This is a genomic window from Thermococcus marinus (genome assembly GCF_055389025.1).
Map to the genome: position 1 here is coordinate 1,245,875 of NZ_AP042417.1, position 20,941 is coordinate 1,266,815.

The window sequence follows — 20,941 nt, forward strand, 5'->3', positions numbered from 1 at the left end:
TTCAAAATTAGGAAAAAGAAAACTCACCATCCAGCCTCGTGAACCAGCTCGCCCTCAGCGAAGACGTGCGTCGGGTAGTTCTCCATGTGGAATGGATCGCCGTTCCAGACCACCAGCGATGCCCACTTGCCCTTCTCGATGCTTCCGAGCCTGTCGTCGACGCCGAGTATCTTCGCGTTGTTGTGGGTTATGACCTTTATCGCCTCTGCCTTGCTCATGCCGAGCCTTATGAAGTGCCTGAGCTGTAAATAGAGGTTCGCCTGGAGCGTAACGGGGTGGTCGCTCATGAGGCCGAAGAGGGGCCTGACCTCAAGCAGGTAGCGGGCGTTCTTCCAGTCCTCGTGCTTCAGCTCGACCTTGTAGGGGTGGCTGTCGAAGGGGCCGTAAACTACTGGAACGCCCTCGGCCTTAATCTTCTCGAAGGTTTCCCTGCTGTGGACGTCGCCGGCGTGCTCGATGGTTATCTTGAGCCCGAACTTCCGCTTTATCATTAGCAGAGCCGCGATGTCGTCTTCCTTGTGGACGTGGACGCGGAGCGGGAGCTCTCCCTTGAGAACCGGAATCAGGGCTTCAACGGTGGGCTCGACCTCCTCCGGCTCCTTCTTGCCTTTCTCTAGGAGAGCTATCGTCTTCTGCGTCTTAATCAGCCAGTTGAGGAGAATCCCTATCGCGCCCATCCTCGTGCTTGGCCTCGTTCCCTTCCACTCCTTCGTTGAGCGCGGGTTGTAGCCAAAGGCGGCCTTAACGCCCGCGTACTGGATGAAGGCGTCCTCTATGTCGCGTCCGTAGTTCTTGATGAAGACGGCCTTTCCACCGATGATGTTCCCGCTCCCCGGCAGGACGGAGGAGTAGAGCACTCCGAACTCGATGGAGTGCTTGAATGCCTTGTCGTCCATGTAGATGGAGTAGAGCGCATCGACGAGCGGCAGAACCGCGTCCATCTCCTCGTTGGCCTCGCCCTCCTGGTAGGGTTCCCCATACCTGTCCATTCCTATGTGGCTGTGGCCGTCTATGAAGGCGGGAGTAACAACACCTTCGGCTATTACCTCAGCTTCCTTCGGTTTCTCTTTGGTTACACCCACAATGTTTCTATCAAAAGCGACGTAGACGTCCTTCAGAACGTTCCCCAGACCGTCGTAGAGAAGATTGGCCTTGACGGCTTTCACGTTCATCACCGTTAAGAAATGTGCACTAACGTTTAAATGCCTGCCGATTAAAGAATTCTGCAATTATGCAATTCAACAATTATGTAATAATTGAAAAGCGGAGAATCGCTCAGTAGGGGAACTCGACCCCCATGTCCTTCGCGACCTTGCGGAGGTTCTCTATCCTCTGCTCGGTCGGCGGGTGTGTGGCAAAGAGCTGGGAAACCCCCTCGCCCTCGAAGTGGTTCACTATGAAGAGGTGCGCCAGTCCGGGGTTGCCGAGGGGCTTTTTCTTCTTGACCTCAGCTTCTTTTTGAAGCTTTTTAACCGCCTCATCAAGCTTGAGCAGTGCACTCGCGAGGGCCCAGGGTTTTCCGCTGAGTCTGGCGCCGCCTTCGTCGGCCGCGAACTCCCTCCGTCTGCTTATAGCCGAGCGGATTATTATGGCCGCTATAGGGGCTGTTATGGCGATGAGGATGGCGTAGATGAAGCGATCGAGGCTGAGGTCGCCGAAGATGGCCTTGAAGAAGGCCAGGTACTTGGTTACGTAGGCTATGTAAACCACCGCTCCGGTCAAAGCGCCGGCTATCGTGCCGACCAGTATGTCGTGGTTCCTTACGTGGGTCAGCTCGTGACCCCGGACACCCTCAAGCTCGTCCCTGTCCAGGAGTTCGAGAATGCCAGTCGTTACCGTTACTAGGGCGTGCTTGGTGTTTCTGCCCGTGGCGAAGGCGTTCGGTGTCGGGTCATCGATTATCGCTATCTTTGGCATCGGGAGGCCGGCCCTTTTGCTGAGCTTCTCGACTATCTCGTAAAGCTCCGGCGCCTCGTCCCTGCTCACTATCCTGGCCTTCATCATCTTGATTACGAGCTGGTCGCTGTACCAGAAGGAGAGGAAGCTCATTCCGACGGCGAACCAGAACATGTATGTCATCCACCTGGCGCCGCCGAGGAGGTAGCCCATGGCCATCAGAACTCCGGTCAGGAGTCCCATCATAAAGGGCAGTTCTCAGAAACAGCACCAACTTCACTTAAATTCACCTTCTGCTTTGTACTTCAGCGGGTCCCTTTAGAAACCTTTCGGTCGCTTCAAACGAACCATAAATTGAGGGAAAAAGAACCTCAGAAGTAAATTCCCATCTCCTCGGCTAGAGTTCAGTGGTAACTGCAACAACAGCGTGCTTCGCACTTTTTCCTTCGGCATCGAGAGATGGCTCTCTCTGTCTAGCTGCCTCTTGATTGGTTGTTTTCCTTTCATCAGCTTCTTTCTTCGTAGGGCCAATACGTATCACAATTCCTGATCTTTGTCTTCAATTATAACTTCAGCTGTCTGCTCTTACCCAATTGTCGTATCCCGAAGGATCCGGCAAAATTAAACTAATGGTTTTAAACTATAATTTTACGAAAATGTTAAATCCAACCAATTAGTAGTATTTTTTGCCGAGTATATGTGATGAGGCAAATGACTAAGGGGAATGTGCAATGGAGGTTCTCGAGTTGAAGGCTATTATTCCCCCGGTAACGCCGAGCTCGGGAGGTTCCGGCAACCACTGCTGCTGCAATGTTAGCACGACTTGATTGCAGCTTCTATTTGTTTTTAATTTTTACATGTACTGCAATGGGGGGATCTACATGAGGTTGGGGATCCACATTGTGTCATATCCGGTTGGTAACGATAAATACGTAGCGTTCGATCCATTAAGCAGAGCGATTATTATATTAAACAAAAATGAGAAAGAAATTCTCGAAAAATTTCAGAATAATGAGAAATGTCTGCTATCTGAATATGAGAAGCAGGTTATTAAAGACATAGAAGAAGTAGTACGTAAGAAGCGTGAGGAGACTACTACTAAGGCTCTATCATTTGAGTCACCGAATCCAGTTATGATGGTTCTAATGGTATCTCAAACCTGTAATCTAGCATGTAAGTATTGCTATGCCCACAGTGGCACCTACAACAATCCTGGTCTCATGAAGTTTGAAATTGGAAAAATGGCATTGGATGTTGCTGATGAATTAGGGATAACTAATATTCAGTTTTATGGGGGAGAACCTTTAATGAATTTCAGATTGATAGAAAAATTGATTGAATATGCAGATAATGCGGGATATACATTCAAATATGGGATAATTACCAATGGGACCTTAATAACCGAAGAAATCGCCGAGTTTTTTAAACAGCATGAGTTTGACGTTACTATAAGCATTGATGGGCCCAAGGAGATTAATGATATTAATCGTGTTTATCCTGATGATACTGGCACACATGATGATATAATTCGTGCTATTGATCTTTTAAATGAGAGGGAAGTTCCTCTAGCACTTGAAATTACTTATGCTAGGAATTATGTTAAAATACACTCAATATCAGAGATACTAGATTATCTTAGCAGATTCTCTAAGACTTTCATAGTAGGTTATGTATTCCCCACTATAGATGGAAAGAAACAAGAATATGAACCAACAGAGCAGGAAGTTGCAGATATGATGGTGGAGCTTGTAGACTATTTGTTTTCAAAGTGGGAACAGGGTATCCCTATAAAAGAAATGGGAACCTGCATGATTCTTCGGGAGCTTCTTAGTCCCACATATTACATAAAAAAATGCATATGTCCTGAGCTCCCCGCAAGACTTACTGTGTTTTATGATGGAAAAGTGTATCCCTGCCATCAAGTGTACTTAGACCACCGATTCTATTTGGGAGAGATTGTAGATAAAGATTTTTCCAAAATGCTGGAAGATAGATTTGAACGTGTGATAGGGAATTTCTCGATATCAAAACTATCTCTAAATCCTGGAGATAAGTGGATGGCTAGTGTTTGTAGTTTCTGTAAAGCTCATTTGGATGAAATTGGAGGCAAATACTATCTAAGATATGCCAAAGCCTATCAAAAATCACTGGACCGCATAATATATAATATCGCCACCCGAGATATGAATACAGTTATAAAAACGTTGGGTGGAATGATAATATGAATAACAATGTCCATAGGGTTCTCCAGATTGGGCTCGCACACAAGCGCTACACTGTTCTTCTGATAGTCCTCGGAGCGCTCTCGACCCTCCTCTCGGCGATGGTGCCCTTCTACCTAAGGGACCTGCTGGCAAACCTTGAAAATCTGAGCACGCGGGAGATTCTCAGCTACATCGGGATAATCGTCCTTCTCTACACGGCTTCGACAATCGTTTACCTCTACGGCGGTTTCGTGAGTAACTTCGCCGAGACCAAGGCCGCGGCGTGGCTCAAGAGGAAGCTCTTCATCTCGACGCTACTCTCCGAAAACCTCGACACTGGGGACGCTCTCTCGCGCATCCAGTCCGACACTGAAATAGTGGGCAGAATGGGCATGTCCCTGATTCCGGCAATAATCATTGAGGCCTTCTCGCTCCTCGTTTCGGTCATCGTTGTCTTCAGGCTGAACTTCTACCTAGGCGTCATAACTCTCCTCACCCTGCCGGTCTACGGCTTCTCGCTGAGGACCTTCGTGCACGGGCTCAAAACGGCCTCTGCCGAGGAGAGGAAGCGCTACGCAGAGACGGTGGAGTACTTCAAGGAGGGGCTCGACGGCAGGCTCGATGCAAAAACGCTGAACGCCTTCGATTACCTCGTGGACAGGGTCTCGAAGAAGCTCGACGAATGGGTCGAGGCATCGAAGAAGGTGGCCTTTTACAGTTCGGCCAACTACGGCCTTCAATCTTACCTCTCGACGATTCTCCCGCTTCTGGTCCTCCTCTCCGGAGTTGTTCTCGTCAAGAACGGCATGGCGACGCTCTCCTCCACCGTGGCCGTCTTCTCCTACCTCGGAAGGGTCTACTACCCGGTTGAGCGCTTCGCCTTCCTCTGGAGCAGCTACCACCGCGCCGTTCCAATCATTGAGAGGATATGGGACGTCATTGAAAGGGAAACACCGAAACTCGAAAAGCCCTCCTGCTCGCCGAAATCCTACGATATTGAGCTGAAAGACGTTTCCCTGTCCTATGAGGATTCAAAGGTCCTCGACGGAATAAGCGGGAGAATTCCGGAGGGCAGAAAGGTCGGCATCGTCGGGGCATCGGGCGTTGGGAAGACTACGCTCGCCCTGATTATGGCGGGAATCATCGAGCCAACCGAGGGGAGCGTAAGCGTCGGGGGCTGTCCTCCCTTAGCCCTTCTCGGTGATTCGCTCATCTACGTTCCTTCTCACCCCTACCTCTTCACGGGAACTCTGCGCGAGAACCTGACCCTCGGCAGGGAAATCCCGGACGAGAGGTTGAGGGAACTCCTGAGGGCCGTTGAACTTGAGGAGCTCGACCTCGACTACCGGATTGAAGAAGGGGGTAAGAACCTCTCGCTGGGGCAGAGGCAGAGGATTGGCCTCGCGAGGGCCCTCGCTCGAGACCCGAGGATTCTGATACTCGACGAGGCGACGTCGGGCATGGACTCCGAGAGGGAGGCGAGGATTTTAGAGCGGCTGATGGAGAGGGATATGACGTTAATCGTCATCTCCCACAGGCTCTCGACTGTCCGCGGAATGGAGGAGATATGGGTCCTCGATAACGGAGGAATCGTCTGCAGGGGAACTCACGGGGAGCTGTTCGAGGACTGCCCGCGCTACCGCGAGCTTTTCAGGGAGCAGGAGGAAGCAACAGGACTCCTATAAAATTTCAAGGATGAAGCTGTGGGCATTTGTTCATACCGCTTAAACATGCTTATGAAAAAATCAAACACCTTCAAATCCAAGACCAATGGGTTAAAGACCTCAAGAGATAGCTTTGGGGTCTTAAGGACCAAGTCAAAAGATTTGTGCAAAAAGAAGCTCAAAGTAGTCATTCTCGATAGCAAAACTAAGAAAATTCAGAAGACGGGCGCGTAGCCCATTTCCTCCGCTATCTTCCTGAGCCTCTCGATTCTCTTCTCGGTCGGCGGGTGCGTTGAGAACAGCTCTGCAATGCTCATGCCCCTGAATGGGTTCACGATGAACATGTGGGCCGTTGCAGGGTTTCCTTCCCTCATCGGCCTGTACCTGACGGCCTGCTCAATCTTCATGAGGGCCCTCGCGAGCGCCCAGGGCTTTCCGCTGATCTTTGCACCGCCTTCGTCGGCCAAGAACTCCCTGGAGCGGCTTATGGCCGCCTGAATGAGCATCGCCGCTATCGGGGCTAGAATGGCCACCAGTATTGCGGTGAGCACGTTGTTCGCGTCGTCCTCGTCCCTCCCAAAGCCGCCAAATATTGCTATCCACCTGGCCCAGTAGGCGAGCTGCATTATGGCTCCGGCCATCGCGGCCGCCACAGTCCCGATGAGTATGTCGCGGTTCTTTATGTGGGTCAGCTCGTGGCCGATAACGCCCTCAAGCTCGTCCCTGTCGAGGATTTTGAGCAGCCCCGTGGTCACGGCGACGACCGCGTGCTTCGGGTCCCTTCCCGTGGCGAACGCGTTAGGCGTCTCGGTCGGGATTATCGCCACCTTCGGCATCGGAAGGCCCGCCCTCTCAGCGAGGTTCCTGACTATCGCGTATAGCTCCGGGGCTTCCATTTCATCAACTATCCTCGCGTTGTACCAGCTGAGGACGATTTTATCGCTGTACCAGTAGGTTATGAAGTTGAACAGCATTGAAAAGAGAAACATCATGAAAGCCACATTTGGCCCGCCGAAGAGGTAGCCTATCCCCATGAGCAGTCCCGTGAGGATGGCCATCAGCAGGCCGGTTCGAAGCCACATCACGAGTCCCATTCTCTCACCCCCGAACTAAAATAACTATATGGTATTAAAAATTTTGGCTTCCAAGAACCGCAGGATGCACTGAAAAGGCACCTCTCAGGGGTTAGAAAGAGAATAAGAGGGGCATCACATGCCCATGTCCATGCCACCCATTCCACCCATACCGCCGGGCATTCCTCCGCCCTGGCCGCCCTCGGGCTTGCTGAGCTTGGCGGCTATGACGTCGTCGATCCTGAGGATCATGATTGCCGCCTCGCTGGCGCTCTTGATGGCCTGCTTCTTAACCCTCAACGGCTCGATGATGCCCTTTTCGAGCATGTCGGCGGGCTCGCCCGCAAAGACGTCGATACCAATGGCTTTGCCCCTGTTCTTGTGCTCGCTGATGACCTTGACGAGCATCTCGACGGTATCGAGACCGGCGTTCTCGGCGAGGGTCTTCGGGATTATCTTGAGGGCCTCGGCGAAGTTCTCGATGGCGAGGGCCTCCTTACCACCGACCTCCTTGGCGTACTCGTCAAGCCTGATGGCAAGTTCAATCTCAGGAGCACCGCCAGCCGGAAGGACGTAGCCGTCCTCCATGACGTCCTTGACGACCTTGATGGCGTCCTCAAGGGCGCGCTCAACCTCATCGATGACGTGCTCGGTGCCGCCGCGGATGAGTATGGTGACGGCCTTCGGGTTCTTGCAGCCCTCGACGAAAATCATGCTCTCGCCGGCGATCTTGCGCTCCTCAACGAGGTCGGCGTGGCCGAGATCCTCAGGGGTAAGGTCCTTAACGTTGGTGACGATCTTGGCGCCGGTGGCCTTGGCGAGCTTCTCCATGTCGCTCTTCTTGACGCGCCTGACGGCCATTATGCCGTACTTGGCCAGGTAGTGCTGGGCGAGGTCGTCAATACCCTTCTGGACGAAGACAACGTTCGCACCGGTGGCGGCGATTTTGTCCACCATCTCCTTGAGCATCTTCTCCTCCTGCTCAAGGAAGCTCATGAGCTGGTCGGGGCTGGTGATGTTTATCTTGGCATCGGTCTCGGTCTTCTTGACCTCAAGGGCCTCGTTTATGAGGGCGATCTTGGCGTTCTCAACCCTCTTCGGCATCCTGGGGTGGACGCGCTCCTTGTCGATGACGACGCCGCGAACGAGCTCGCTCTCCTCAACGCTCTCGCCGGCCTTCTTCTCAATCTTGATGTTGTCGATGTCCACGGTGAACTTTCCGTCCTTCTTCTCGGCGACCTGCCTGACGGCGTCAACGGCAAGCCTGGCGAAGAGCTCCTTGTGGCTCTCGGCGTTCTTGCCGGTGATTGAGGTCATGGCTATCTTCATGAGGGTCTCATCGTCGTCCGGAGTGACCTCTATGGCGATGTCCTGGAGTATCTCCTGGGCCTTCTCAGCTGCAAGGGCGTAACCCTTGATGATTATGCTCGGGTGAATGTTCTGGTCGAGGAGCTCCTCAGCCTTCCTGAGAAGCTCACCGGCGATGACGACGGCGGTGGTGGTTCCATCGCCGGCCTCCTTATCCTGAGTCTTGGCAACCTCAACCATCATCTTAGCGGCAGGGTGCTGGAGGTCTATCCTGTCCAGAATAGTGGCTCCATCGTTGGTGACAACGACGTCACCAAGGCTGTCAACGAGCATTTTATCCATTCCCTTCGGGCCGAGGGTGGTCCTAACAGTCTCGGCTATAATCCTTGCAGCCAGAATGTTAAGCCTCTGAGCGTCCCTACCGACATACCTCTGGGTTCCCTCAGGCAGAATAACAACCGGCTGTCCACTAAGCTGTGCCATTTGACATTCCTCCAAACGTTTTACCTTATTGCAGGGACGCTTCGTCAGTGCTCTATTTAAAGTTTTTGCTCAAATTGTTCAAATTTTCGCTTTTGCTTTAGTCGGTTGACAGAAAAAGCTGGAAAAAACTATAGAAAGGGCTAAAACGTTAAGCGAGAGCTGAGAGTGGTGGTAGAATGAAGCTCATAGCCCAGGGTGCCGAGGCAAAAATCTACGAGGGAACCTTTGAGGAGGTCTTCGGCGTCCCGCTCCTCGGCGAAAAGGTAATCGTGAAGCACAGGGTTCCGAAGCGCTACAGAATTCCTGAGATAGACATAAAGCTCAGAAAGGAGCGGACGGTCAGGGAGGCGAGAATCCTCCACCGTGCAAAGGAATTCGGCGTGAACTGCCCTTACATCTACGAGGTCAACCTGCGGGACATGATAATAGTCATGGAGTTCATTGAGGGGAAGAGGCTGAAGGAGCACCTCGAAGAAGTTTCAATGGACGAAAGGCTGGAGCTCTGCAGGGAAATCGGAAGGCAGGTTGCGAGGCTCCACAAAGCCGGCATCGTCCACGGCGATTTGACGACGAGCAACATGATTCTCCGCGAGGGGAAGGTTTACCTCATAGACTTTGGCCTAGCCGACTTTGACTCAACTCTGGAAGCGAGGGGCGTTGACCTCCACCTCCTCAAACGCGCCATGGAGAGCACGCACTACACGTGGTTCGAGGAGGGTTTCAGAGCCGTTCTTGAGGGGTACGGCGAGGTTCTCGGCGAGGAAGTGAGGAAGGAAATCGAGGAGAAGATAGAAGAGATAGAGAGCAGGGGGAGGTACCGGGAGCGGAGCTGGGTGAAATGATTCACCACCGGCTGTTCTACATATTTTAGATGCCCGGAACCCCAAGAATGCGCCTGAACAACAAAACGAGATGATGAATCTCAGAGAAAATGGGGGCTGAAATCAAAAGGTAGAGGATAGAAAATCAGACCTTGAACTTACTGACAGCTTCCACGAGCTTCTGCACAACCTTATCAAAGTCAGACATGGTTGCCCTTACCTCCTCCAGTGCGGAAGTCTGCTCCTCCGCCGCGGCGCTGACTTCCTCCGCAGCTGCAGTGGTCTCTTCCGCAGAGGCAGCGAGGTTCTCAAGGAAGCGCAGGCCCTCGTCTATCTTCTCGCCCTCCTCAAGCACCTTGTTCTTCAGCTCATTGGCCTTGACTTCCATCTCCTCCATGAGCTCCGCTATTTGGGTTAGATAGGAAACGCTCTCCTTGAGGACTTCGGTTGAAGTGGATACGGTCTCCACGCTTTTGCCCGTGACCTCAACGCTCTCCTGTATCCTCTCCATTATCTGGTTCACGATGTTGCGTATGTCGTCGGCGGCGTTCTTGCTTTCCTCCGCGAGGTTTCTAATCTCATCGGCAACAACTGCGAACCCCTTTCCAGCCTCGCCGGCACGGGCGGCTTCAATGGCCGCGTTGAGGGCGAGCAGGTTGGTCTGCTCTGCAATGCCCGTGATGACGTTGGTGATGTTCGCGATGTTCTTGCCCATCTCCGCGACGCCCTTGACGGTCTCCTCTATCATCAGCATCATGTTCCTTATCTCTTCAATCTGACCAACAGCCTCTTCTCCTTTCTGGCCGCCCTCCCTGGCAAGTCCGACAACCTCACTCATGGACTTCTCAAAGTCCTCCATTGTGGTTATGGTCTCCTTGCCAATCTCGTCTATGTAGCGCATTGTTTCCGTCATGCGGTTGATGTTCTCCTGCTCGCGCTGGGCCTCTATGCTGACCTGGTTGATGGCCTCTGCAACCTGGCTGATTGCATCGCTGATCTGCTCTATGTTCTCCTTGATAACTGCGCTCCTTTCTTGGACAGTGATTGCCGCGTCTTTGATCGCCACGACCATGTCGTTTAAGTTATTGCGCATCTTCTCTATCGCTTTTCTTATCTCCCCCAGGTGCCCGTTGAGCTTCGTGTCTTCGACCGAGAGGTCGCCCTCTGCAATTCTGTCAAGGATTTCAATGATTACTCTCATCTGCTCCTCTATTTCCCTGCGGTACTGGTCAACTTCCGGTGGGATTGTGGCCTTTTTTGCTATGTTCTTCGTCAGCATTATCCCGGCGCCGACTCCAAAAATGCCTCCGACCAGACCGGCAAGGGGGCCCGCCAGAAAAGCGGGCACGATAGTCAGGCCGAAGGCCAGAACTGGTGATGCTATGAGCGCGGCTTTCTCGTTCATGGCGGATTCCCTCCAAAGGAATAACGCGCAGGATATACTTAAAGTTTTCTAATTAAACAAAGTAAGAACATAACGCTCTACAAGTGTAGTAACTACCTACACAGAGACCTACACACCCCGTCCGAAGGAGACCAGAATCCGCTCATATATCTCCCTGTCCTTCCCCCTCGATGTCCTTGCAAGCCTCTCAACTATCAGCTCGGGAGTGCTCCTGCCGAGCTTTCCAAAGATGGGCTGCCTGTCAACGATCAGGTTGAGGTTCTCGTCGAGGCCCTTCGCCTCTATCCCGTCCACCCTCGCGAACGGGAGCTCCTTCTTTAGGTCTTCTCCAAGGTGGGAAACTATGACAACCAAGAAGCCCCTTTCCCTTGCCACCTTGAGGAGTTCACCGATTATCTTCACCGCCGCGCCGGGCTCGGTTATTGCTTCAAACTCGTCGATCAGGATTAGCTTCTTCCCCTTGCCCCTCAGCGCCCTCACAAACGACCTCAGCGCCGTTTCAAACGCCCCTGCGCCGTAAACGCTCTTCTTACGCCTGAAAAAGAACAGCTCGTCAAGGGGTTCAATCCAGGCTTTCTGGGCAGGAACCGGGAAGCCCATGTGGAACAGGATTTCTATCTGGGTTATCAGCTCAAGCAGGCTCGTCTTTCCACCGCTGTTTGCCCCGGTGAGGATTACTATGCCCTCGTCCCTAACCGCGTCTGCACCCGGAACGTTGAGCTCCTCGGGCTTCTTTCCCACCACATAGCTGACCGGCTGGGGGTTCTCGATGAACAAGTGCCTCCCCTGGAGGAACGCTATGCCCCCTTCCCAAACCCCCGGGAACGAAAAGCCCTCAGTGAACTCCCTAACGGCCAGAAGGAAATCGAGTTCATGAACCCTCTCAATCTCATCTCTGAGCTTTGGTATTAGGGGGCCGATTTTCTCAAGGGTCTCCCTAGCTGCCAGGTAGCGTTCGAGGGCAAGCTCCCTTTCAAGGAGCCTCCTCAGCCCCTCAATGCTTTCGGGCGCTACACGGACTGGGTAGAGCTCTTCCCTGGAAAATACCTCAACGGCTGTGCCCAGCATCTCGGAGAGCTCGTGTTCCGCCCTGTTTATCAGCTCAAGGATTTCTTCCTCAATTCCGCTGAAGTGCCGGAATATGGCGTCGTAGTTCCCCTCGCGGAGCTGGGTGAGGAAGTTTAAGAGCTCCTTGCCGCTCAGGGTCAGGCTGAAGTTCTCAAGCCTTTCCCCGATTTTCTCGTTGAGCTCGTGCTCCTTCTCGGCTATCAGCTCGTCAAGCGATTCGAGGACGCTCTCCCGCTCCATTACCTCGCCGAACTTTTCAAGCGCGTCCAGGATATCTGGAGCAACGCTTCTCTCCCCAGTCATCTCCCCGATTCTCGCCAGGGCTTCAAGCGTCCCCCTGTTCTTCCAGAGGGGCAGGAGGTAAAGCTCGGGTGCGATGTCCTGGGGCTTTAACTCCACGTCAACACCGTAACCAAGCGTGCTGAGGACTATCGGGTATTCCTGGGCTTCCGTAGGGTCCGTGGTCACGTGACAGAGGCCCAGGGACTCGGCCCTCTCGACCTCGGACTCGTCAATGAGAAGAACCCTATCGCTCAAGAACTCCTTCTGAAACCGGATTGGCCTTACCTTTGAGATGAGGCCCCTCATTTCCGGCCTGACTTTGGGCAGGTTTGTCCTCAAGTACTCCTGTCTCTCGCGTATCTCTCCCGGGTCGTTTGTGAGTGAGAACCTCTCAAGATGGGCCTCGCTACCCGGGAGACTCAGCCTCTTTTTAATCTCCGCAGTTATTGCCCTGTAAATGGCCTTGGCCTCTGGGTTCAGCTTCGGCTTCATCTTTCGAGGCTACACCCCGGAGTTTATAAGGTTGACCTGCACTGATTAATTTATAAGATGAAGCGCGATAGTGGGCAAGACGAGAGTTACTCAATTTCATGCGCTGCCGTAGAGAGCATCTGGAGTGATGAAAATGATTAACGTGGGAACCTGCGGATTCTGCGAGGCCCGCGCGAAGTACTTTATGAATTTCAATGCCGTTGAGGTTCAGCAGACGTTCTACAGGATACTGCAGGAGAAGACCCTCAAACGCTGGCGCAAGGAAGCTCCTGAGGACTTCACCTTTGCCATAAAGGCATTCCAGGGGGTAACCCACCCGCCCAACAGCCCGACATGGCGCAGAAGCAACGTAAGACCCGGCAAAAACGTCGGTCTCTTAAAACCGACCAGTGAAGTCCTCCACTTCTGGAGGATAACGCTGAAGGAAGCCGAGGCCCTCGGTGCGCGTTTTATCCTGATACAACTGCCCAAAAGCTTCAGGGAGAGCGAGGAGAGCTTTGATAACGCCGAGAAGTTCTTCAAGATGGTGGAGAGGAAAGACTTTGAGATTGCCGTCGAGCTTAGGGGCTGGAGCGAGAGAGGCATCAAGCGCTTCGTCAGGGAATTCAATGTTATAGACGTCACGGATCCGCTCGTGAGGGTTCCCCTCCACAACGGCGAGACCAGCTACTACCGCCTGCACGGGCGCTACGAGAACGGAAGGATAATCTACAGGCACTCCTACAGCGACGAGGAGTTGGAGAAAATCAGGGAGCGCGTCCTCGGCTGGAACCGCGGGGAGAGCTTTGTCTTCTTCAACAACTCGGACATGTGCAGGGACGCGAAGAGGTTCAAGGTGATGGTGAAGGAGTGAAGGGGGCGCCGCGGCCCCCTTAAAAAGTCAGGCACGGGTCCAGCTCATCACGCCTCAGCCGAGGGTGTCTTCATCATCCGTCCGGTTTTCAATCAAACCCTGGCTTCCTGGCGTTTACAACTTCTTTGTTCACGAGGGTTGGCGGAACCTCCCCGTTCTTGAATGCTATGAGGTTCCTCGCCACGAGCTCAGCCATTCCCTCCCTCGCCCCGTAAGTTGCACTCCCTATGTGGGGCGCGAGGACAACGTTTTTCAGGCTGAAGAGCTCCTCGTTGTAGTATGGCTCCTCCTCGTAGACGTCAAGTCCAGCCCCGGCTATCCAGCCCTCCTTCAGGGCCTTTATCAGCGCTTTCGTGTCCACCACCTTTCCACGCGCTATGTTCACGAGTATCGCCGTGTTCTTCATAAGCCTGAGCTCCCTCTCACCTATCATGTGGTAGGTCTCTTTTGTTAGTGGAACTGCCAGAACCACGAAGTCGCTCTCACCGAGGAGCTCGTCAAGGGGTTTGAACTCCGCGTTGAGTTCTTTCTCGGCCTCAGGCTTCCTCGTGCGCGAAGTGTAGAGAATTCTCATTCCAAAGCCCCTAGCGCGCCTCGCAACGGCCTGGCCAATCCTGCCAAAGCCCACGATACCTATCGTCTTCCCGTAGACGTCGTAGCCGAGGAACCAGCGCGGGTGCCAGGCTATTCCCCGTCTCTTCCACTCACCGGAGCGCGTGAAGCTCTCGGCCTCGATGAGGCGCCTCGCCGCTGCGAGCAGAAGAGTCCATGCGAAATCTGCTGTTGCATCTGTGAGGACGTCGGGGGTGTTGGTGACGTAGATTCCCCTCCTTGTCGCCTCCTCGACGTCTATGTTGTCGTAGCCCACTGCATAGTTAGCCACAATCCTGAGCCTCGGGGCGGCGTCAAAGACCTCAGCGTCAATCCGCTCGCTGAGCATGGTCACCAGCGCATCGACATCGCGAACCTTTTCAAGCAGAACCCCTCTGGGGATTTCCCTCTCCTCGGGCCAGACCTCGACCTCAAAGTGCTCCCTCAGCATCGCGATACCGTTCTCAGGAATGGCGCGCGTGATGAAAACCTTTGGCATTGGCATCACCGGATAAAGAAAAGAAAAGGGGTACTTTTAGCGTTTTCTCAGCTTATCAACGAGCCAGATGAGTATCGGCAGGACTATGAAGGCCATCATATCCCCGGTGTCTCCTGCAAATGCCAGTACGTCTGCGAAGTTCTTGACACCTGCGAAGTACACCAGAGCTGGTGGGATAACCGTTAAACCCCAGGCTATCGGCCTCTTGAGCCCCACGAACTCCTCGTTGTTGCTCTGCTGTGCCAGTGCTATTCCTATGTAGCTCGTGGTTATGGCCAGGAGGGGAATAAGGTTGCCGACGATTTTTCCAGTGCGCCCGTAGAGAAGCTCAAGGCCCTGAGTGGCTATCTGTGGAGTGTTTCTGCCGAAGGCGAGAAGGAAAGCCACCATGAATATCGCGTAGATAACAGTTGGAATGACGAAGGCCCAGACGAGAATCTTCTTGGTCTCTTCGTAGCTTCCGAGCCCCTTGTAAACGTCCGGAATGACGGTGTGGCAGCCGAGGGCGAAGATTGCAACACCCGTCATGCTGAGAATTCCGGAGAGGTCTGTGTAGAGGCCGTTGCTGAGCTTTGCATGGGGGACGAGCATTACCGTGACCGCTATGAAGAGCGCCAGCATGGCGTAGCTCATTGCCAGCTCGGTCTTTCCGCTCGCTTCAAGACCGCGGTAGACCACCAGCGAGGCGAGAACCCAGAAGATGAGCGCTCCTACCGTCTCGCTTACCCCAAAGAGGCCCGCGAAGACGCTCCCCATTCCGGCTATGTAGGCCAGGACTGCACCAAAGCTCATTATGGAGATGCTGAGATACATCAGCCAGCCGCCGGCCTTCCCAAGGACGCGCTGGGCCACCGTGCTCATCTGTGCCCCGCCCATTCCTGCCGAGAACTTAAGGACGATGAGACCCGTCCAGAGCATGAGGAACATCACACCAATGAGCACTGCCAGGGCGGGTATAAGGCCGACCTTGCTGGCGGCGTAGGGCAGACCGAGCACTCCAGCACCTATCTGTGTCCCCACGAGGATAGCCAGAGCCTCCCCCTTTGTTATGTGCTTCTTCTCGACCTGTATTATGTTCACCCTGAGTCCCCGGGTGGCCTTTCTCTTCCTTACGTTCTGGATTATCACGAGCTTCTTTCTTCTCTGGGCCGCTATGCGGGCCGAATAATAGCGGCCGTGAGAAGTGGTGACCTTTTTCCTATCAACTCCCTCAGAGACCGGCATCTCTCTCACCAGTTCAGTGGCAGGACAAACCCAATTTAAATCCTCGCTCGGAAGGTTGAAGGGAATTTCCAATATCCTTCGATGGCCTCCCAGGTAGGTAGAATTTTTAAGCTCCCGATCAAAGTATTACCATGCTGAGCCACGCCGCTAAAATTCTTGCCAGGTCTAAGTTTGCGATAGCGTTTACCGGTGCAGGAATAAGCGCTGAAAGCGGCATCCCCACGTTCCGGGGCTTCAACGGCCTGTGGAAGAGGTACCGGCCGGAGGAACTTGCCACCCCCGAGGCCTTCAGGAGAGACCCTCACCTCGTCTGGGAGTTCTACAGGTGGAGGATGCGCAAAATTCTCAGAGCAAAACCAAACCCCGCGCACTACGCCCTCGCAAGGCTTGAGGAAATCGGCGTTCTTAAGGCGGTGATAACCCAGAACGTTGATGACCTGCACAGGGAAGCCGGGACGAAGAACCTGATAGAGCTTCACGGGAACATCTTCAGGGTTCGCTGTACCTCCTGCGATTACAGGGAGAACCTGAAGGGGAGCGGCCGCGTCCATGAGTTCGTGGAGTCTAGAGAACTCCCGAGGTGTCCGCGTTGCGGTTCTCTGCTCAGGCCTGACGTTGTGTGGTTCGGTGAGCCTCTGCCGAAGGAAGCACTGGAGAAGGCGTTTAACCTCGCCGAGAGGGCGGACGCGGTCATAGTTGTCGGGACGAGCGGTGTGGTGTACCCCGCCGCCTACATCCCATACATCGTGAAGGAAAGGGGCGGCAGGGTCATAGAGGTCAACGTGGAGAGGAGTGGGGTAACGCCGGTGGCGGACGTCTTTCTGCGTGGAAAGGCTGGAGAGGTTCTCCCAAAACTTGTGAAGCTCGTGGAGGGGCTGATATGAAGGTACTCCTTGTCGGTTTCACGAGTGAGGAAGTTGAGAAAGTCAAAGAGCTCGGCTACCCGGTTCTTCCAGTTCCCGAGCACTTCAGGGGCCTCAAAGTTTCGGAAATACTTGAAAAGGACTTCGAAGAGGGGAAGCTGGACTGGGCAGGCGGAAAGTTCCTCATAATGCACGGACTCAGCAACGAGGACATCAAGAGGGTAATCCCCGCAGTTAGGGAGCTCGCGGAGGGCAGAGTAATATTTGCGACGACAACTGAAACGAACCTGGGGTGGACACTCGAAGAACTTCTCGCGGAGCTCAGACAGGAAGACGAATACTTCCGGGCCATGCGGGAAGTGAAGAGACAGATAAAGGAACGGAAGGGCCCGTTCCTCGACATCGGCAACGTTAAATAATGGTTTAGTGTAACCACCAGTGAGGGTGGGGTCATGATAAAGGCCGTCCTGTTCGACTTAGATGACACTCTCGTTGATACGACTAAACTTGCCGAGATGGCGCGGCGCAACGCGATAGAAAACATGATACGTCACGGTCTTCCCGTTGGCTTTGATACCGCTTACAACGAGCTCCTTGAGCTGATAAACGAATACGGGAGCAATTTCAACAGGCACTTTGACTACCTCCTGAGGAGGCTCGAACTGCCCCAGAACCCCAAATGGGTGGCCTCTGGAGTCATAGCCTACCACAACACGAAGTTTGCTTACCTGCGGAGCGTCAGGGGCGCGAGAAAAGTCCTCCTTGACCTGAAAAGGGAGGGGTACGTCCTTGCAGTGGTCACCGACGGCGACCCGATAAAGCAGTGGGAAAAGATACTCCGCCTTGAACTCGACGACTTCTTTGACGACGTCTTCATATCGGATTACCTTGGCGTCAGGAAACCGCATCCGAAAATTTTTAAGCGGGCGCTTAAGAAACTGGGCGTGAGACCAGAAGAGGCCGTGATGGTCGGGGACAGACTCTATTCGGACATTTATGGAGCTAAAAGGGTCGGAATGAAGACCATCTGGTTCCGTTATGGAAAATACCGCGATAAGGAGCTTGAATACCTCGATTACGCGGACTTCGCCGTTGATAGTCTAGAAGAAGTGCCGAAAATCGTGAGGGGACTTAACAATGAGGAGAAAGAGCGTTCGGATTCGGAAGTTCATGCTGATTGACAGCGCCTACAAGTCCAGAATCCTCAGGGGGGATAAAGTCACGACAATACGATATGGCCTCTACGAGGCGGAGCCGGGTAGCGAGGTCTACCTCGTGGTAACCCCTAGCGATACTGCGGTAGCAAAGGTACGGATAACCCGCGTCGAGAGAAAGAAAGTGAAGGAGCTCACCAACGAGGACGCAAAGCTCGACGGCTTTTCCGACGTTAAAGAGCTCCTCCGCGAGCTGAACAAGATTTACGGGGAGCTCTACGGGGACGACGAGGTGACGATCATAGGGTTTAAGGTCATCAAGCGCTTTGAGGACGGGATTCCACTCAAGTGGCTCAAGGGCCTCAACTACCGCGAGCCGGAGGAAATAGCGAGGCTTTACCTAGAAAACCAGGACAGGCTCAACTTCAACCGCGAGACCGACTTCATAATGCGCCGCATCTACAACGAGGGGCTCGGGAGAGCGGTCAGAACCTTCGGGCCCAAGAAAGTCCAGGGGGCGCTCCTCAAGGTCTACCACGGCCTCTACGGGGCGGGACTGATTTAGGGCAGGAAAAGCTTTTTTACGGCTTCTTCCTTCTTTAGACGCAATGAAAAAAAGCAAGTTTGACACCCGGTTTACAGCACTCACCGCGGGGGTTTTCTTTGTCCTGGCCCTCCAGACGACGGGGCTACTCCGTGGGATAAACGAACTTGTCAATTCACGGCTTCCCCTCCTCGATACCCCTTTGATGAACTTCCTCACGTGGCTTGGTGATGGCCTCTTTCTCGTCCTCTTCGTGATTTTTGCGGTTCTGCACGACTGGAAAAGAGAAAGACGGCTTTCTGACAGAACCCTGGCCTTTGTAGCGTCGGCAGTGGTTGGACTTGCGGTGGTCGGGGTGCTGAAGTTCGCCTTCGCCGAACCGAGGCCGAGGCCACTCCCCGGAGCGCACGCACTTAGCGCCGGGGCCTTTCCCTCGGGGCATACCTTCAGGGCTTCGATAATAGCGGGCTACGTGGCCGACCGCTGGAAAAGGTTTGCCCCATTTGCATGGGCCTACGCAGTAGGAATAGCCCTCACAAGGCTGTTTCTTCACTACCACTGGCTTGGCGACGTCTTTTTCAGCCTCATCTTCGCCCCCTGGCTCTACCGCCTGTTAATTCTGACAGAGGACATCTGGCTTCCTTTTGCGAGAAGAATACTCGAAAAGTTCAAGGTGGGGGTCGTTGAGGTATGAACGGCATCATCGAGGTCTTTCTGCTCTCGCTCGTCCCGACGTTCGAGGGGCGCTACGCCATAGTCTACGGCATCGGCGGGGGTTATCCCCTATGGGAGACGCTTTTGACGGCTGCCCTGGGTGTTTTGCTCCTCTCAATTGCCCTTCCAGCAGCCCTGCCGTACATAGACAGGATTATGCTGTGGCTGGAGAATACCCCCTTGAAGAAGCTCGCGCGCCTGTATCTCTACTACGTCGAGCGCGTGAGAAAGAAGGCCCGCCCCTACGTTGAGAAGTGGGGTTTCCTTGGACTGATAGTGTTTGTCGCGATACCCCTGCCAGGGACGGGAATATGGACGGGTAGCCTCGCGGCTTACCTCCTGGGAATCGGGAAGAAGCAGACGGTTCCCGCCCTGGTACTCGGAGGACTCCTCAGTATGGCGATAACGGTACTCCCCGCGCTGGGGCTGTTTGGATAAGGCAAAAAGGAAAGACTCAGGCGGGCTTCAACATACTAGCCTTCCTTGATGTCCACACCTTTTGGAGCTCAAATGTGCTTAGACCTCAAGCCCCCCAAGTTCCTTCTCAATGAGCCTCCACTGCTTCTCCAAGTACGTGGAGGGGTCTGTGGCCACTATTAAGGTGCCTCCCGCGTTGAGGACGTGGTCTTTCAGTGATAGCAGGAACTTGAAAGCGCGTTCAAAGCCGTTTTCCAGCGCGAGGTACTCAAAGCAGTCGAGCACGACGATTGAATGTCCCATTTCTAGGTGCCTTTTGACCAGATCCACGAGTATCCCCATATCGGTTGGGGGTATTATCGTCACGTTCTCAGAGGGAGCACTTGAAGAGACATTGGTGACCCAGAAGACTGGAAACGTCGGTGTTCCGCCCTTAGGTGGGCTCCTGGTAATGAGAACACCGTTCCCAGCGGACTCCATTTTCTGGAGTATTGCCTGCAGGTGCCTCGGGTTGTCCACGTAAAACGCTCCCTTGGGGATGTTTACCACCGTGGTTTTGGGGGGCGTGACCTGGAAAAGTGCGTATTTTGCCATGCCGATTAGCATCATCGTCCTGAACAGCGCCCCCGCTCCATAAAAATAAGAGGAAAGCGAAGTGTTTATCGTCACAGGGTACGTGAGGTTAATAACACCTAGAAGGAATGCGCCGAGGGGAAAGAGGACTGCAATGTTTTTGATTCCTATGCTTCTCTCAATCAGAACATAGCTAAGGGTCATGAGGGACAGCCCAACAAACGACACGGGAAACGCCATCAGAACTGAGGGGGACAGACTGTATATCGTCGTGATAAGGACGTAAGTGGAGCCTCCTGCGACAATTGCAGTGAGCAAGACTTGAGCACGCAGACTTTCAAGCCGTTCAAGAATGGCAAGAGAAGTGACCAGTAAAAGTACCCCCTGGATCACGGCCAGCAGGGCCATGAGGGGCATTAATGCAGTTACTTCAGGGTTTACCCCCAGCTCTTCCAGTATCGGTCCCTGGGCAAGTGCGGCCAAGACATCAATCCATAATGCTAGGCTCAAGAAGAGCATGAACTTCTCCTGCTTCCTGACCCACCTGTAGAGGGCAAACCCCCACGTAAAAAGCCTCATAATCACGTTTAGAATCTCCAGCACGCGCCTCACCCACTTAGTATTATTGCTTCGTGTGGGGGCTATTAACGTTTTGGTTTTTAGAGCTAGTTTAGAGGAAACTTTCGACAGAATTTTGAGAAGATTTTTAAAAAATTACATTTTTCTCTCGAAAGCCTCGCCGTTCACGGCTGGGATGCAGTAAACTACTCAACGCCTTTCAATCAGGAAGGCAACACTTTTTTAAAGCCTAAA

At 53.5% G+C, this 20,941-nt stretch carries 18 protein-coding genes and 1 pseudogene; 10 read left to right on the plus strand and 9 right to left on the minus strand.

Annotated elements, in window-relative coordinates; translation table 11 throughout:
* Positions 1-23: 23 nt before the first annotated feature.
* Both ACZ5ER_RS06925 and ACZ5ER_RS06930 read right to left on the minus strand, forming a co-directional pair.
* Complete coding sequence (locus ACZ5ER_RS06925; protein ID WP_050003224.1) at positions 24-1,166, minus strand: amidohydrolase; 1,143 nt, start codon at positions 1,164-1,166, stop codon at positions 24-26.
* A 109-nt stretch (positions 1,167-1,275) separates the two neighbouring features.
* Positions 1,276-2,176, minus strand: a pseudogene (locus tag ACZ5ER_RS06930) (M48 family metalloprotease).
* Positions 2,177-2,777: 601 nt separating this feature from the next.
* Here ACZ5ER_RS06930 and ACZ5ER_RS06935 point away from each other — a divergent pair.
* Entirely contained in the window at positions 2,778-4,121 is a 1,344-nt protein-coding gene (locus ACZ5ER_RS06935) for a radical SAM protein (RefSeq protein WP_464934094.1), read from the plus strand.
* On the plus strand, positions 4,118-5,785 hold the full coding sequence (locus ACZ5ER_RS06940) for an ABC transporter ATP-binding protein (protein WP_464934095.1): 1,668 nt from the start codon (positions 4,118-4,120) through the stop codon (positions 5,783-5,785). The genes ACZ5ER_RS06935 and ACZ5ER_RS06940 overlap by 4 nt, the downstream gene beginning before the upstream one ends.
* A gap of 194 nt (positions 5,786-5,979) precedes the next feature.
* On the opposite strand, the gene ACZ5ER_RS06945 is transcribed toward ACZ5ER_RS06940, so the two are convergent.
* On the minus strand, positions 5,980-6,858 hold the full coding sequence (locus ACZ5ER_RS06945; protein ID WP_050003228.1) for a zinc metalloprotease HtpX: 879 nt from the start codon (positions 6,856-6,858) through the stop codon (positions 5,980-5,982).
* Positions 6,859-6,972: 114 nt separating this feature from the next.
* Positions 6,973-8,628 (minus strand): thermosome subunit beta, encoded by a 1,656-nt coding sequence (gene thsB, locus ACZ5ER_RS06950; protein ID WP_464934096.1) that lies wholly within the window; start codon positions 8,626-8,628, stop codon positions 6,973-6,975.
* Between the two features lie 176 nt (positions 8,629-8,804).
* On the opposite strand from thsB, the gene ACZ5ER_RS06955 reads away from it, so the two are divergent.
* Entirely contained in the window at positions 8,805-9,470 is a 666-nt protein-coding gene (locus ACZ5ER_RS06955) for a Kae1-associated kinase Bud32 (RefSeq protein WP_050003230.1), read from the plus strand.
* 124 nt (positions 9,471-9,594) lie between these two features.
* Here ACZ5ER_RS06955 and ACZ5ER_RS06960 read toward each other — a convergent pair whose 3' ends face one another.
* The gene (locus ACZ5ER_RS06960; RefSeq protein ID WP_464934097.1) at positions 9,595-10,854 is read right to left on the minus strand and encodes a methyl-accepting chemotaxis protein; all 1,260 of its coding nucleotides are present in this window, start codon (positions 10,852-10,854) and stop codon (positions 9,595-9,597) included.
* A gap of 108 nt (positions 10,855-10,962) precedes the next feature.
* Positions 10,963-12,696, minus strand: a complete 1,734-nt coding sequence (locus ACZ5ER_RS06965) for a P-loop NTPase family protein (protein ID WP_464934098.1) — start codon at positions 12,694-12,696, stop codon at positions 10,963-10,965.
* A 133-nt stretch (positions 12,697-12,829) separates the two neighbouring features.
* Here ACZ5ER_RS06965 and ACZ5ER_RS06970 point away from each other — a divergent pair, with 133 nt between their 5' ends.
* Positions 12,830-13,549: a DUF72 domain-containing protein gene (locus ACZ5ER_RS06970; RefSeq protein ID WP_464935141.1), complete on the plus strand. Its 720-nt coding sequence runs from the start codon at positions 12,830-12,832 to the stop codon at positions 13,547-13,549.
* A gap of 88 nt (positions 13,550-13,637) precedes the next feature.
* Here ACZ5ER_RS06970 and gyaR read toward each other — a convergent pair whose 3' ends face one another.
* Both gyaR and ACZ5ER_RS06980 read right to left on the minus strand, forming a co-directional pair.
* Positions 13,638-14,645 carry a glyoxylate reductase gene (gene gyaR / locus ACZ5ER_RS06975; RefSeq protein WP_464934099.1) on the minus strand — a complete coding sequence of 336 codons (1,008 nt, stop codon included), beginning with the start codon at positions 14,643-14,645 and terminating at the stop codon, positions 13,638-13,640.
* A gap of 30 nt (positions 14,646-14,675) precedes the next feature.
* On the minus strand, positions 14,676-15,863 hold the full coding sequence (locus tag ACZ5ER_RS06980) for an aromatic amino acid transport family protein (protein WP_050003234.1): 1,188 nt from the start codon (positions 15,861-15,863) through the stop codon (positions 14,676-14,678).
* Between the two features lie 131 nt (positions 15,864-15,994).
* On the opposite strand from ACZ5ER_RS06980, the gene cobB reads away from it, so the two are divergent.
* The 6 genes from cobB to ACZ5ER_RS07010 are packed head-to-tail and all read left to right on the plus strand — an operon-like array spanning position 15,995 to position 19,576.
* Positions 15,995-16,747, plus strand: a complete 753-nt coding sequence (cobB, locus tag ACZ5ER_RS06985; RefSeq protein ID WP_050003235.1) for an NAD-dependent protein deacetylase — start codon at positions 15,995-15,997, stop codon at positions 16,745-16,747.
* Entirely contained in the window at positions 16,744-17,145 is a 402-nt protein-coding gene (locus ACZ5ER_RS06990) for a DUF3783 domain-containing protein (RefSeq protein ID WP_050003236.1), read from the plus strand. Before cobB ends, ACZ5ER_RS06990 begins: the two co-directional genes overlap by 4 nt.
* Positions 17,146-17,178: 33 nt before the next feature.
* The gene (locus ACZ5ER_RS06995; protein ID WP_050003237.1) at positions 17,179-17,907 is read left to right on the plus strand and encodes a TIGR02253 family HAD-type hydrolase; all 729 of its coding nucleotides are present in this window, start codon (positions 17,179-17,181) and stop codon (positions 17,905-17,907) included.
* Positions 17,864-18,445: an ASCH domain-containing protein gene (locus ACZ5ER_RS07000; protein ID WP_464934100.1), complete on the plus strand. Its 582-nt coding sequence runs from the start codon at positions 17,864-17,866 to the stop codon at positions 18,443-18,445. The genes ACZ5ER_RS06995 and ACZ5ER_RS07000 overlap by 44 nt, the downstream gene beginning before the upstream one ends.
* Positions 18,446-18,488: 43 nt before the next feature.
* Positions 18,489-19,118 carry a phosphatase PAP2 family protein gene (locus ACZ5ER_RS07005; RefSeq protein WP_464934101.1) on the plus strand — a complete coding sequence of 210 codons (630 nt, stop codon included), beginning with the start codon at positions 18,489-18,491 and terminating at the stop codon, positions 19,116-19,118.
* Positions 19,115-19,576, plus strand: a complete 462-nt coding sequence (locus ACZ5ER_RS07010; RefSeq protein WP_050003240.1) for a COG2426 family protein — start codon at positions 19,115-19,117, stop codon at positions 19,574-19,576. Before ACZ5ER_RS07005 ends, ACZ5ER_RS07010 begins: the two co-directional genes overlap by 4 nt.
* 78 nt (positions 19,577-19,654) lie before the next feature.
* Here the strand turns inward: ACZ5ER_RS07010 and ACZ5ER_RS07015 are convergent, their stop codons facing one another.
* Positions 19,655-20,731, minus strand: coding sequence for a DUF835 domain-containing protein (locus tag ACZ5ER_RS07015; RefSeq protein ID WP_464934102.1), 1,077 nt, complete (start codon positions 20,729-20,731; stop codon positions 19,655-19,657).
* Between the last annotated feature and the right edge of the window lie 210 nt (positions 20,732-20,941).